The organism is Scandinavium tedordense (assembly GCF_024764965.1).
GTDB classification, from domain to species: domain Bacteria; phylum Pseudomonadota; class Gammaproteobacteria; order Enterobacterales; family Enterobacteriaceae; genus Scandinavium; species Scandinavium tedordense.
On sequence record NZ_JALIGG010000056.1, the window covers coordinates 141,615 to 154,717 of the forward strand.

At 52.0% G+C, this 13,103-nt stretch carries 16 protein-coding genes, 1 pseudogene and 1 other annotated feature; of the genes and pseudogenes, 7 read left to right on the forward strand and 10 right to left on the reverse strand.

Annotated features, from left to right (window positions below; genetic code table 11):
* Position 1: 1 nt before the first annotated feature.
* Positions 2 to 125, reverse strand: a sequence feature (Phe leader region).
* From pheM to MUU46_RS13855, 6 genes and pseudogenes are all read right to left on the reverse strand, one after another.
* Entirely contained in the window at positions 76 to 120 is a 45-nt protein-coding gene (gene pheM, locus MUU46_RS13830; protein ID WP_001386830.1) for a pheST operon leader peptide PheM, read from the reverse strand. Its footprint overlaps the feature before it by 45 nt.
* 129 nt (positions 126 to 254) lie before the next feature.
* Positions 255 to 611, reverse strand: coding sequence for a 50S ribosomal protein L20 (gene rplT, locus MUU46_RS13835; RefSeq protein ID WP_002440151.1), 357 nt, complete (start codon positions 609 to 611; stop codon positions 255 to 257).
* 52 nt (positions 612 to 663) lie between these two features.
* A complete protein-coding gene (gene rpmI, locus MUU46_RS13840) occupies positions 664 to 861 on the reverse strand; it encodes a 50S ribosomal protein L35 (protein WP_001124225.1) in 198 nt (65 codons plus the stop codon).
* Positions 862 to 957: 96 nt separating this feature from the next.
* Positions 958 to 1,500 carry a translation initiation factor IF-3 gene (gene infC, locus MUU46_RS13845; protein ID WP_110508565.1) on the reverse strand — a complete coding sequence of 181 codons (543 nt, stop codon included), beginning with the start codon at positions 1,498 to 1,500 and terminating at the stop codon, positions 958 to 960.
* Positions 1,501 to 1,503: 3 nt separating this feature from the next.
* Positions 1,504 to 3,432: a threonine--tRNA ligase gene (gene thrS / locus MUU46_RS13850; protein ID WP_159755905.1), complete on the reverse strand. Its 1,929-nt coding sequence runs from the start codon at positions 3,430 to 3,432 to the stop codon at positions 1,504 to 1,506.
* Positions 3,433 to 3,734: 302 nt separating this feature from the next.
* Positions 3,735 to 3,851 (reverse strand): annotated as a pseudogene (locus MUU46_RS13855) (IS3 family transposase); the annotation flags it as partial.
* Positions 3,852 to 4,022: 171 nt separating this feature from the next.
* Here MUU46_RS13855 and MUU46_RS13860 point away from each other — a divergent pair.
* Entirely contained in the window at positions 4,023 to 5,246 is a 1,224-nt protein-coding gene (locus tag MUU46_RS13860) for a mechanosensitive ion channel family protein (protein WP_258965805.1), read from the forward strand.
* A 17-nt stretch (positions 5,247 to 5,263) separates the two neighbouring features.
* Here the strand turns inward: MUU46_RS13860 and MUU46_RS13865 are convergent, their stop codons facing one another.
* Positions 5,264 to 6,040 (reverse strand): LamB/YcsF family protein, encoded by a 777-nt coding sequence (locus tag MUU46_RS13865; RefSeq protein ID WP_258965806.1) that lies wholly within the window; start codon positions 6,038 to 6,040, stop codon positions 5,264 to 5,266.
* Positions 6,041 to 6,272: 232 nt separating this feature from the next.
* Positions 6,273 to 7,031: a DUF481 domain-containing protein gene (locus MUU46_RS13870; RefSeq protein WP_159755893.1), complete on the reverse strand. Its 759-nt coding sequence runs from the start codon at positions 7,029 to 7,031 to the stop codon at positions 6,273 to 6,275.
* A gap of 316 nt (positions 7,032 to 7,347) precedes the next feature.
* On the opposite strand from MUU46_RS13870, the gene pfkB reads away from it, so the two are divergent.
* From pfkB to MUU46_RS13885, 3 genes are all read left to right on the forward strand, one after another.
* Complete coding sequence (gene pfkB, locus MUU46_RS13875; RefSeq protein ID WP_159755890.1) at positions 7,348 to 8,280, forward strand: 6-phosphofructokinase II; 933 nt, start codon at positions 7,348 to 7,350, stop codon at positions 8,278 to 8,280.
* A gap of 90 nt (positions 8,281 to 8,370) precedes the next feature.
* Positions 8,371 to 8,673 (forward strand): type V toxin-antitoxin system endoribonuclease antitoxin GhoS, encoded by a 303-nt coding sequence (ghoS, locus tag MUU46_RS13880; RefSeq protein ID WP_258965807.1) that lies wholly within the window; start codon positions 8,371 to 8,373, stop codon positions 8,671 to 8,673.
* A gap of 87 nt (positions 8,674 to 8,760) precedes the next feature.
* Positions 8,761 to 9,618 (forward strand): fructosamine kinase family protein, encoded by an 858-nt coding sequence (locus tag MUU46_RS13885; protein ID WP_258965808.1) that lies wholly within the window; start codon positions 8,761 to 8,763, stop codon positions 9,616 to 9,618.
* Between the two features lie 42 nt (positions 9,619 to 9,660).
* Here MUU46_RS13885 and tonB read toward each other — a convergent pair whose 3' ends face one another.
* Positions 9,661 to 10,398 carry a TonB system transport protein TonB gene (tonB, locus tag MUU46_RS13890; protein WP_258966014.1) on the reverse strand — a complete coding sequence of 246 codons (738 nt, stop codon included), beginning with the start codon at positions 10,396 to 10,398 and terminating at the stop codon, positions 9,661 to 9,663.
* A 220-nt stretch (positions 10,399 to 10,618) separates the two neighbouring features.
* On the opposite strand from tonB, the gene MUU46_RS13895 reads away from it, so the two are divergent.
* Positions 10,619 to 10,915 (forward strand): YciI family protein, encoded by a 297-nt coding sequence (locus MUU46_RS13895; RefSeq protein ID WP_159755878.1) that lies wholly within the window; start codon positions 10,619 to 10,621, stop codon positions 10,913 to 10,915.
* 48 nt (positions 10,916 to 10,963) lie between these two features.
* Here the strand turns inward: MUU46_RS13895 and MUU46_RS13900 are convergent, their stop codons facing one another.
* A complete protein-coding gene (locus MUU46_RS13900; RefSeq protein WP_159755875.1) occupies positions 10,964 to 11,137 on the reverse strand; it encodes a YciY family protein in 174 nt (57 codons plus the stop codon).
* A 137-nt stretch (positions 11,138 to 11,274) separates the two neighbouring features.
* On the opposite strand from MUU46_RS13900, the gene cls reads away from it, so the two are divergent.
* Together cls and MUU46_RS13910 are read left to right on the forward strand one after the other, a co-directional pair.
* Positions 11,275 to 12,735, forward strand: coding sequence for a cardiolipin synthase (gene cls / locus MUU46_RS13905; protein ID WP_159755872.1), 1,461 nt, complete (start codon positions 11,275 to 11,277; stop codon positions 12,733 to 12,735).
* Positions 12,736 to 12,769: 34 nt separating this feature from the next.
* The gene (locus MUU46_RS13910; RefSeq protein WP_110508601.1) at positions 12,770 to 13,099 is read left to right on the forward strand and encodes an HI1450 family dsDNA-mimic protein; all 330 of its coding nucleotides are present in this window, start codon (positions 12,770 to 12,772) and stop codon (positions 13,097 to 13,099) included.
* Positions 13,100 to 13,103 lie beyond the last annotated feature (4 nt).

The window sequence follows — 13,103 nt, forward strand, 5'->3', positions numbered from 1 at the left end:
TACGAAAAAAGCCTCCCTGGGGAGGCTTTCTGGCGCTGTTTTTCGTTTCGTCTTTCACGCGCTAGCCTCCTGGATTCAGGTGCTAAAGTAAAAAAAGAAGCGGAAAATAGCAGCATTCATGCTTGCGTTACCTTGTCTGATAAGGGCAGCGAAGAACTTATTGAAAAGTTTTCACTCTGAAAAGTCAACGAGTTACTGATTCTTAACGATAATGTGAAAGAGAAGAGGGAGGCAAGCCCCCCTCTTCAACTGGCTTATGCCAGTGCAGATTTCGCTTTTTCGACCAGAGCGGTGAACGCTACTTTGTCGAATACTGCGATGTCAGCCAGAATCTTACGGTCAATTTCAACAGAGGCTTTTTTCAGGCCGTTGATGAATTTGCTGTAAGAAATACCGTTCTGACGTGCTGCTGCGTTGATACGCGCAATCCACAGTTGACGGAACTGACGCTTACGTTGACGACGGTCACGGTAAGCATACTGACCTGCTTTGATAACTGCCTGGAAGGCAACGCGGTATACGCGTGAACGCGCACCGTAGTAGCCTTTGGCTTGTTTCAAAATTTTCTTGTGACGTGCACGGGCAACTACACCACGTTTTACGCGAGCCATATGAGCTCTCCTGTTCTATATTCTTGATTAATAAAAGTTAAACGTTAACGACTTATGCGTACGGAAGGCACGCGATTACCAGACCCAGATCGCCTTTAGAAACCATGGCTTTCGGGCGCAGGTGACGTTTACGCTTAGTAGCTTTTTTGGTCAGAATATGACGCAGGTTAGCGTGCTTGTGCTTAAAACCACCTTTACCGGTTTTTTTGAAGCGCTTAGCAGCACCGCGTACGGTCTTAATTTTTGGCATCTTAATAACTTCCACTTCGCATTGTTGAAAAATGAAACGTAGGCGAACAAAGACTGTGAGACCCGAGGGTCCCACGGTCAATGCTACTTGAAGGCCTTACTGTTTCTTCTTAGGAGCGAGCACCATGATCATCTGACGGCCTTCGATCCTTGTTGGGAAGGATTCGACAACTGCCAGTTCACTCAGATCGTCACGGACGCGGTTAAGCACTTCCATACCAATCTGTTGGTGGGCCATCTCACGTCCGCGGAAACGCAGAGTGATTTTGGCCTTATCGCCCTCTTCGAGAAAGCGTACCAGGCTGCGGAGTTTTACCTGGTAATCGCCATCGTCGGTGCCAGGACGGAATTTAATTTCCTTAACCTGAACAATCTTTTGCTTTTTCTTCTGTTCCTTAGAAGATTTGCTTTTTTCATAGAGGAATTTGCCGTAGTCCATGATTCGGCAAACTGGCGGTTCGGCGTTAGGGCTGATCTCTACCAGATCCACTCCTGCTTCTTCAGCTTTTTCCAGAGCTTCTCTCAGACTCACTATACCAAGCTGTTCGCCTTCCAGACCTGTTAAGCGAACTTCCTGAACTCGAATCTCGCCATTTATACGATTCGGACGTGCCGTTTGTACTCGTTTTCCGCCTTTAATACTTTATTCCTCCAGTTGTTGAAGACTGCGGCTGCGTATTTCGTTCAGCAGCTTCTCGATCACTTCGTTTACGTCCACAGTGCCGAGGTCTTTTCCGCGACGGGTGCGCACGGCAACTTTGCCTGCTTCAACCTCTTTGTCGCCACAAACCAGCATATACGGGACACGACGCAATGTGTGCTCGCGGATTTTAAAGCCAATCTTCTCATTTCTCAAGTCTGCTTTTACGCGAATGCCCGCATTTTGTAGTTTACGAGTCAATTCGTTGACGTATTCAGCCTGAGAATCAGTGATATTCATCACCACGACCTGCACAGGTGCAATCCAGGTTGGGAAGAATCCAGCGAACTCTTCGGTAAGAATACCGATGAAGCGTTCGATGGAACCCAAAATGGCGCGGTGAATCATCACCGGCACCTGACGCTCGTTACTTTCGCCTACATAAGAGGCGTTAAGACGCTGCGGCAGGGAGAAGTCCAGCTGTACTGTTCCGCACTGCCATGCACGATCGAGGCAGTCATACAGTGTAAATTCAATTTTCGGGCCGTAGAAGGCACCTTCACCCAGTTGATACTCAAACGGGATGTTGTTTTCTTCCAGAGCCACGGCCAGATCGGCTTCCGCACGATCCCATGTTTCATCGCTACCAATGCGTTTTTCAGGACGCGTAGACAGCTTGACGACGATTTTCTCGAAGCCAAAGGTGCTATACATATCGTAGACCATACGAATGCAGGCGTTGACTTCATCACGCACCTGGTCTTCAGTACAGAAGATATGTGCATCATCTTGGGTAAACCCACGAACGCGCATCAAGCCATGCAGCGCGCCCGATGGCTCGTTACGATGGCAGCTACCGAACTCCGCCATACGCAGCGGCAGATCGCGATAGGATTTGAGTCCCTGGTTGAAAATCTGCACGTGGCCTGGACAGTTCATCGGCTTGATGCAGTATTCACGGTTCTCAGAAGAAGTGGTGAACATCGCATCTTTGTAGTTGTCCCAGTGCCCGGTTCTTTCCCATAGCACGCGGTCCATCATGAACGGACCTTTTACTTCCTGATACTGGTACTCTTTCAGCTTAGAGCGCACGAAAGTTTCCAGTTCACGGAAGATAGTCCAGCCATCGTTATGCCAGAACACCATACCCGGTGCTTCTTCCTGCATATGATACAGGTCAAGCTGCTTACCGATTTTACGGTGGTCGCGCTTCGCCGCTTCTTCAAGACGCAGCAGATAAGCGTTCAGCGCTTTCTTATCGGTCCATGCGGTACCGTAGATACGCTGCAGCATTTTATTGCTGCTGTCGCCGCGCCAGTAGGCACCTGCTGTTTTCATCAGTTTGAAGTAATGACAAAAACGCATATTCGGCACGTGCGGACCACGGCACATGTCGACGTATTCTTCGTGATGATACAAGCCTGGCTTGTCATCTTGGGCGATGTTTTCATCGAGAATGGATACTTTATAGCTCTCACCGCGGTTCACAAATGTTTCGCGCGCTTCGCTCCAGCTCACTTTTTTCTTGATGACATCGTAGTTCTTCTCAGCCAGCTCATGCATCCGCTTTTCGAGGGCGTCGATATCTTCCTGGGTCAGCGTGTGGTCGAGGTCAACGTCGTAGTAGAAACCGTTATCAACGACCGGACCGATAGCCATTTTGGTGTGCGGCCACAGCTGTTTGATAGCGTGTCCCAGCAGATGCGCGCATGAGTGACGAATGATCTCCAGACCGTCAGCGTCTTTCGCGGTAATCAACGACAGAGTAGCGTCTTGTTCAATGAGATCGGAAGCATCAACCAGCTCACCGTTAACACGGCCAGCAATGGTGGCTTTCGCCAGACCTGGACCAATGTCCAGAGCAACATCCATAGGGCTTACAGCGTGATCGAACTGGCGTTGACTGCCATCAGGAAGAGTAATTACAGGCATTTTATATCCTTATTCACAGTGGTGCCCCACACGAAAGAGCACATGCAAAAATAATTTATTTATTCATATCAGCAAGTTAGAGGGCTTTATTTGCTTCACTCTGCAAACTGTGTACATCAAGGTGTACATCATTCGAAATGTACATACCTTCGCTTGCTGATAACGAGCAACCATAGTACACGGCATTGCTTATTTATTAAAGCCAATGAAGAACATGGGCTTTTACCGCAGCTGCGATCACAGCCTGTTTGCAATAAAAAACCGCCCGTATGAAGTGAACCCCATTTGTTGGACACGTTACTTCACCTGGCGGTCGACATGGCCTGAGTTCGGTATTGTACCGGGCTCAGGCCATTTAGTTTTAGCTTGATTCGCTCATTGTTGTAGTAGTGGATGTACTCTTCCACTGCATTTCTTATTAGTTGACTTACGTCATAAATAAAGTTTGATCCCGTTAGGAGTATTCTGCAATACGGCATACCTGCATCAATCCCGGCTTTCATTGAAATTTAAATAAAGACTTGAAACACTCTGCCGATTGCCAGCCCGTGTCTTTTTCCACACCATACGCGCCTTTGCCCGGAGCGTTTATGCGTCACCTACTGGCCTTCTTGCAACGATATGGCATCGATCTGAACAACCCTTCCTCACTGTTTATTGTGTTCGGTTATATTTTCCTGACCGCACTCGTGGCGCATTTTATTTTACGACTCATTTTAAGAAAAATTGAAAAACATGCGGAACAGGGTAACCGTCCGTGGTTGAAAATATTCACGCAAAATAAGTTATTCCACCGCATTTCGCTGACTTTGCAGGGTATCCTTGTCAGCGTACAGCTCAGTTTCTATCTCGAAACCGGCAGCCACGTGGGGCTGTTTTTCAACATCTGTGTACAGTTGTGGATCCTGCTGTTCGCCCTGCTCTCCTTTTTCTCGCTGCTGGACGTCATCCTCAAGCTGTCACACCAGTACAAGTTTTCTGTGCAACTACCGCTGCGTGGAATTTTCCAGGGTGTGAAGCTGGTCGCCGCATCGATTGTCGCTATCCTGATGATTTCCCTGCTGATTGGTAAGTCCCCAGCCATTCTGTTTAGCGGCCTGGGTGCCATGGCGGCAGTGTTGATGTTGGTGTTTAAAGACCCGCTGCTCGGCCTGGTCGCCGGGATCCAGCTTTCCGCCAATACCATGCTGCATATGGGTGACTGGCTAGAAATGCCAAAATACGGCGCAGACGGCACGGTAATTGATATCGGCCTGACGACGGTGAAAGTACAGAACTGGGATAACACCATCACCACGATCCCGACCTATGCACTGGTGTCTGATGCTTTCAAAAACTGGAGCTATATGTCGGCTTCCGGTGGACGTCGTATCAAGCGTAGCGTGTTCATTGACAGCACCAGCATTCACTTCATGTCAGCCGATGAATTGCAGCGTCTGGGTCAGGTTGATCTGCTGAAGCCGTGGCTTAAAGAGCAGAGTCAGAAAGTGGCGAACGGCAATGCCGCGCAGAGCGTGCTGAATGGCGAAAGCATGACTAACATCGGTGCTTTCCGTGCCTGGCTGACGGAATACCTGCATCAGCATCCGAAAATCCGCAAAGACATGACGCTGATGGTTCGCCAGCTTCCGCCAGGCGCTGAAGGCCTGCCGCTTGAAATATATGCCTTTACCAATACCGTTGAATGGCTGAAATATGAGGCGATCCAGGCCGATATTTTCGACCATATTTATGCGGTGATTGAAGAGTTTGGCCTGCGCATTTATCAGCGCCCTTCCGGAAACGACCTTCGTCCGCAGGCGCTTGTCTGCTGATACAACGACAGGGCGCGTTATGCGCCCTGCTTAAATCCTCTGACGACAATCCCTTCTACATCCAGCCGCTGACGTATCTGTCGCGTCATCTCCACCGCACCCGGGCTGTCGCCGTGTACGCAAATGGAATCCGCATGAATAGCAGTGAACTCGCCTTCAATGGACATCACCCCACCATCGATAATCATCCGCACTACTCTTTCAGCGACCTCATTCGCGTCGTGAATGACGCCTCCCGGTTCACGTCGGGAAACCAGCGAGCCATCCTGGTGATAAGCGCGATCGGCAAAGGCTTCCGCCACAGTATGTACTCCCGCATCCTGCGCCCACTCAATCAGCGCCGAACCCGCCAATGCCACCAGCGATAACGACGCATCTACTGCCCGCAAACCGGCGATTACCGCCATCGCCTGACGCTTGTCATGCGCAATGGTGTTATACAGCGCCCCGTGTGGCTTGACGTAACGCACGCGCGTACCCGCCGCTGCCGCTAAGCCCTGCAAAGCGCCAATTTGGTAAATCACGTCGGCGGTCAATTCATCGCTGGCAATATCCATATTCCGGCGACCAAAGCCGACCAAATCAGGGTAGGAAACATGCGCCCCGACGTTTACACCCAGGCGCTGTGCGGCGCGCAGTGTTTCGAGAATGCCCGCAGGTGACCCCGCATGAAATCCGCAGGCCACGTTGGCGCTGGTCACCAGCGGCATAATTGCGGCGTCATCACCCATTATCCACTGGCCGTAGCTTTCACCTAAATCGCTATTTAAATCAATGCATGGCGCAACGGACATTTCTAGGATCTCCTGGCTGTTAGCCTTTCGTTAAGGTCTCACGGTTTATCACTGTTTCATTCGTTTTACCACGAGGGACACAAAATGGACTTCACGGGAATAATACAAAGCACCACTGATTTTATCAGTGGTCCATCCGCAACTGGCAGACGGGCGCCCTGGCATTCCGCAACTGGCGGAGTTGTTTGCGTAATACGGAAACAATCAGGCCGGATTGCTCCGGCCTGACAAATTACATCTTATAACCTAAGGTCACCATGGTGCGGCGGTCCGTATGCTCCGGTGCCGATGATGGCGGCTCGGAGTTCCAGGTGATGTTGTAGGCCACTTTCAGACCAAAGTTGTCGTTAATGGCAACGTCCAGCGCCGTCTCTGAGTTGACGGTGGTGTCATCTGCACCAAACACCGAGAGACCCTGGGTAAATTTGGTGGTGTCGGTCATCTGCCAGGCGTAGGTGCCGGAAGCATAACCCAGCGGCTGAGTTTTGGTTTCACCGTTGGTGTATTCGTCGTAACGCACACCAGGACCGAATTCAAAACGCAGGCTGTGGACCGGCCCGTTGAGGATCTGACGACCGTAACCGGCCGTAAATACATCGCGCTGACGATAGCCGTTATAACGGTCGGTCAACCAGCTTGCCTGGCCGAAAAGATAGTCAGCGTCGGTAATGTTGTAACGCGAACGGCCGCCGACTGAATAGGTTTCAGACGAGCGTTCATCGTTAGAAGACGTGTTGCTGGCGTTACCCCACAGCGACCATGCTGTCGTATCGCCGTACCAGGTCAGTGTGGAATCAGCAGTCAGAGAAGAACTTTTAGTATTGCCAGACTGTGCCAGGTAACCGCCGTTGATTTTACCTTCAAACGGTTTCTTCGCTGTGGAAGGGTCGTCCATGACAGTAAAAACGGTATTATCGGCCATGGCGTGCAGTGACGCAAAAAGGCCCCCCGCCAGAACAACTACTGCGGGTACTGTCTTGAAAAGCTTCATTTATTATAAGTCCGTACAACAAAAAAAGAGACCATTACGGTCCCGGAAACTTTCGCGAGGATCAACAACAGGCGGTCCTAAGAAAGGTAACAAATTATAAAAAGGCGTGAATAACATAGCAATGAATTCTTGTTTCATTTTTTGAATAAGAACGATCTCAAATAGCACTTTTTTTCATATATAAACGCAGCCATAAGGGATTGTAAATTTGCGAAAAATCATATTCTTGTCACTTTCTTAACCCCCCTTAAGGTGCCAGGCTTATCGCTGACCATAAAATCGGCGACTCGTCTGGGTCATAAATGGAGGTAATCGAATGGTTAACATCTATACGCTTACGCTGGCACCCTCTCTCGACAGCGCAACGCTGACGCCACAAATCTATCCTGAAGGCAAATTACGCTGTAGCGCCCCGGTGTTTGAACCCGGCGGCGGAGGGATAAACGTTGCCCGCGCCATTACGTTTCTGGGCGGAAAATCCACGGCGATTTTCCCGGTCGGTGGCGCCACCGGTGAGCATCTTGTTTCCCTGCTCGCTGATGAGCAGGTGCCTGTGCAAACGATCTCTGCTCATGACTGGACGCGTCAAAATCTGCACGTGCATGTCGAAACCAGCGGTGAACAGTATCGCTTTGTGATGCCTGGTGCTGCGCTAAATGAAGACGAATTCCGCCAGCTTGAGCTGAAAGTCCTGCAAATCGAAGTCGGCGCTATTTTGGTGATCAGCGGCAGTCTGCCGCCGGGCGTGGGCGTGGCGAAGCTGGTAGCGCTTATCAAATCGGCCCAGCAGCACGGCATTCGCTGCGTGGTGGACAGCTCCGGCGACGCACTTTCCGCCGCGCTCGACGTCGGTGGCATTGAGCTGGTGAAACCGAATCAGAAAGAACTTAGCGCACTGGTGCAGCGGGAATTAACCCAACCTGATGACGTGCGTAAAGCGGCCGAAGAGATTGTCCGCAGCGGAAAAGCGCGACGCGTGGTGGTCTCATTGGGACCACAGGGGGCCTTGGGTGCCGACGCCACTGGCAGCGTGCAGGTCGTGCCGCCGCCGGTTAAAAGCCAAAGCACCGTCGGGGCCGGTGACAGCATGGTCGGCGCAATGACCCTGAAACTGGCTGAGAGCGCGTCGCTCGAAGAAATGGTTCGTTACGGCGTGGCCGCCGGGAGTGCCGCGACCATCAACCAGGGCACCCGTTTGTGCTCGCTGGAAAACACACAAACGATTTACGATTACTTGTGCCGAAGCTGACCGTCACTCCCGCTGTAACCGCGGCGGGAGTCGAAAAATCACGGTAATCGGCTATGCTATAAAACTCCATGCTTAACAACGAGGTTTCCGATGAGCGGCGAAATCACGCGTTACGTGGTAACCGTCAGTTTTCATGAACAGACGCTGACCGAAATAAATGAGCTCAATAACCATCTGACCCGCGCCGGATTTACGCTGACGATGAGCGACGACGGCGGTAAAGTACACGATCTGGGCACCAACTCGTTTGGTCTCGTCAGTCCGCAAAGTGAAGACGATATCAAAGCCCTGACCACCGGCCTGGCGGAAACCGCAATTGGCCACCAGCCCGACGTCAGCGTTGTGACCTTTGAACAGTGGCTGCAGGGCAACGCAACCAATACGGCAAGTTAAAACGCACAGTTGTGCGTCAGTTCGAGTTTTTCCACCGCATTTATACGCTAACCTTATGATCTGGCAGAAAACATGGGGAGAGAGAGCATGTGGCAAGCGATCTGTAGCCTGTTGAAAGAGCACGGAGACGGCGAAATCGAGCTGCGCAACGAACTGCCCGGCGGAGAAATCCACGCCGCATGGCATTTACGCGTTAGCGGTCAGGACTATTTCGTCAAATGCGATGAGCGAGAAATGCTGCCCATCTTCACCGCGGAAGCCGATCAACTAGACCTGCTGTCGCGCAGCGAAACCGTTGCCGTACCTGAGGTGTACGCCGTTGGCAGTGACCGGGATTACAGCTTTGTGGTGATGGAGTTTCTTCCTCCCCGACCGCTGGATGCGCACAACGCCTTCCTGCTCGGCCAGCAGCTGGCTCGTCTTCATCAGTGGAGCGAGCAACCGCAGTTTGGCCTCGATTTCGACAACGACCTTTCCACCACACCTCAACCCAATGCCTGGCAGCGACGCTGGTCAACCTTCTTTGCGGAACAGCGCATTGGCTGGCAGCTGGAGCTCGCCGCCGAAAAAGGCCTCGCGTTCGGTAACATTGATGCCATCGTTGAGCACATCCATCAGCGTCTGAGTTCGCACCAGCCCCAGCCTTCGTTGCTACACGGCGATTTGTGGTCTGGCAACTGTGCACTCGGCCCGTCTGGCCCCTATATTTTCGACCCGGCCTGCTATTGGGGGGACCGTGAATGCGATTTAGCGATGCTGCCGCTGCACCCGGAACAACCGCCGCAAATTTATGATGGCTATCAATCGGTCTCGCCGCTACCACTTGATTTTCTCGACCGGCAGCCGGTTTACCAGCTCTACACGCTGCTTAACCGCGCCATTCTGTTCGGTGGGCAGCATCTGGTGAACGCGCAAAAGGCACTGGATCACGTACTGGCCGCATAAAAAAAGCCCCATTAAAAGGGGCTTCATTTATTAATTGCTGCGTTAGTTAATCGAAACGCCTTTGAGACGGAATTCGATATTCATGACAATCCCTGAACCCGGTTTACCCGGTTCGTAGCGCCATTTGCGCATCGCAGTTTTCACCTCACGCTCAAACATGTTCGACGGTTGGGCTGAGAGGATCTCGAGATTATCCACGCGCCCATCTGCCGTAACGTCAAACTTCACGCGCACTTTGCCTTCAATACGCAACGCCTGGGCGCGGGCCGGATATTGCGGCTCACCACGGCTTAATGCCCGTGGGCCGGTAGGTGCCGTTACGGCTGGTTTGCTTGGCGCAGGAGCGGTATTGGTCGCCGGACGGCTCTGGGTCGTCGAATTTTCAAACGGTGACGCCGGGCGCGGCTCAACCGGTTTCGGCTGTGGCTTCGGTTGTTCCACCTTTTTCACCGGTTTCGGTTTCGGCTTTGGCTTAGGTTTAGGTTTAGGTTTCGGCTCAGGCTTATGAATCACCACCGGCGCTTCTTTCGGCGGTTCTGGCACCACTTCTGGCTCAGGCTCCGGCTCAGGTTCAACCACCGGTTGTGGCGGCGGTTGTACAGCCTGCGGCGGCTCCAGATCGGCTGGCGCTACCATCGTCACCGTAATAGGCTGCGCGGGTGCGGGCAGTTCAATAACCTGATGTACCGAGGTATAAAGTAAACCCGCCACTAAGGCTCCGTGAATGACCACAGAAAGCAACGTGGGCCACGGAAAACGGCGAGGCATATCGAGGGTCATTGAAGTCATAATCGCTGCAGTTGAAAAATGATGCCTCGATTTTAAATGCAAATAGCAATCATATTCAATAAGCCATCTTATCTTCGGTCAACTTTCTGCCACTGTTGGCGAAAAAAAACACACTTATCACGTTCTGCCAAGCCTCCAGGAATCTTTGCATTGCAGTCATCAGCGCTTTGAAATAACGTGTTTCGACTATTTACCGATAAGGACTGTGCCCGTGCTTTACGTGATTTATGCTGAAGATGTCGCCGACTCTCTGGAAAAACGTTTGTCGGTCCGCCCTGCTCATCTTGCCCGTCTGCAGTTGCTGCACGACGAAGGCCGTCTGCTGACCGCAGGCCCAATGCCCGCTGTGGACAGTAACGATCCTGGCGCAGCCGGTTTTAGCGGTTCGACGGTGATTGCAGAGTTTGAGTCGCTGGAAGCGGCACAGGCCTGGGCTGAAGCCGATCCGTACGTTGCGGCGGCGGTGTACGGTAATGTGAGAGTGCGTCCGTACAAGAAAGTGTTCTGATAAAACCCAAAAAACAAGAGGCACCGCATGCGGTGCCTTTTTTTGTTATCAAAATTCGTAGATTGCGAAGAGCAGTGAATTTCGCTGCCGCGCGCCCAAACATTTTCTGATTGAGTGGATACGCATGTTGCGGCGCGACTGAGCTTCCAGCCAACGCGCTTTGCGACGGCTGGCTTGTCTCAGCATCCGCCAGCGCCCCACTTCGTTTCTGCTACGCTTCATTTCAACATCTCAGAGATGAAAGAGCGAACATTATAAACCCTTGCGCCCGGCTGACCAGTCTTTTGCCGCCTGTTTTTATTTGCCAGATGAATCCGTACGCGTAAACTCTTAACGACAGGCTTTCAAAAGGATTTTTTATGACAACCTTCTACACCGTGGTGAGTTGGCTGGTCATTCTGGGGTATTGGTTGTTAATCGCGGGCGTGACGTTACGTATCCTGATGAAACGACGCGCGGTACCTTCAGCAATGGCATGGTTGCTGATCATTTATATTCTGCCGTTGGTCGGGATCATCGCCTATCTTTCCGTGGGAGAGTTGCATCTGGGGAAGCGTCGTGCCGAACGTGCCCGTGCGATGTGGCCGTCTACCGCCAAGTGGCTCAACGATCTTAAAGCCTGCAATCATATATTTGCGGAATCTAACAGCCCGGTGGCGAGCTCACTGTTCAAACTGTGCGAACGTCGTCAGGGCATTGCCGGAGTTAAAGGCAATCAGCTCCAGCTGCTGACCGAATCGGATGACGTCATGCAGGCGCTGATCCGCGACATTCAGCTCGCGCGTCACAATATCGAAATGGTTTTCTATATCTGGCACCCGGGTGGCATGGCTGACCAGGTTGCGGAATCGTTGATGGCCGCCGCGCGTCGGGGTGTGCACTGCCGGTTAATGCTGGATTCCGCCGGTAGCGTCGACTTTTTCCGCAGCCCATGGGCGGCGATGATGCGTAACGCCGGTATCGAAGTGGTGGAAGCGCTCAAGGTTAATTTGATGCGTGTATTTCTGCGCCGTATGGACTTGCGTCAGCATCGTAAAATGGTGATGATCGATAATTATATTGCCTACACCGGCAGCATGAATATGGTCGATCCGCGCTTCTTCAAACAGGAGGCAGGCGTTGGGCAATGGGTCGATTTGATGGCTCGTATGGAAGGTCCAATCGCCACTTCAATGGGGATTGTCTACTCCTGCGACTGGGAAATCGAAACCGGCAAACGCATTCTGCCCCCTACCCCGGACGCCAATATTATGCCGTTCGAAGAAGCGAGTGGGCACACTATCCATACCATCGCTTCCGGCCCGGGTTTCCCCGAAGACTTAATTCATCAGGCCCTGCTCACTGCGGCTTATTCTGCACGTGAATACCTGATAATGACCACCCCGTACTTTGTGCCAAGCGACGACCTGCTGCACGCAATTTGCACCGCCGCTCAGCGTGGGGTGGACGTGAGTATTGTTATGCCGCGCAAGAACGATTCGGTGCTGGTAGGTTGGGCGAGCCGTGCCTTCTTCACCGAGCTGTTAGCCGCTGGCGTTAAGATTTATCAGTTCGAAGGCGGCCTGCTGCATACCAAGAGCGTACTGGTCGACGGCGAGCTGAGCCTGGTCGGCACGGTCAACCTGGATATGCGCAGCCTGTGGCTGAACTTTGAAATCACTCTGGCGATTGATGACGCTGGTTTTGGTGGTGATTTGGCAGCGGTACAGGACGATTATATTTCCCGTTCGCGCCTGCTGGATGCTCAGCGCTGGTTAAAACGCCCGCTGTGGCAGCGCGTCACCGAGCGACTGTTTTACTTCTTTAGTCCGTTGCTGTAAAACGTGCCCATTAGCTGAAAATCTAGGTGTCATCATGGAAATGGATTTAAATAATCGCCTGACCGAAGACGAAACGCTCGAGCAGGCCTACGATATTTTTCTCGAACTGGCGGGTGATAACCTCGATCCTGCGGATATCATTATCTTTAATTTGCAGTTTGAAGAACGTGGCGGCGCCGAGCTTTTCGACCCGGCCGAAGACTGGCAGGAACATGTCGATTTCGATTTGAACCCTGATTTCTTCGCTGAAGTGGTTATCGGTCTGGCCGATACCGATGGCGGCGAATTAAACGATATCTTTGCCCGCGTGCTGCTGTGTCGCGATAAAGACCACAAGATTTGCCATATTCTGTGGCGTGAATAATCGC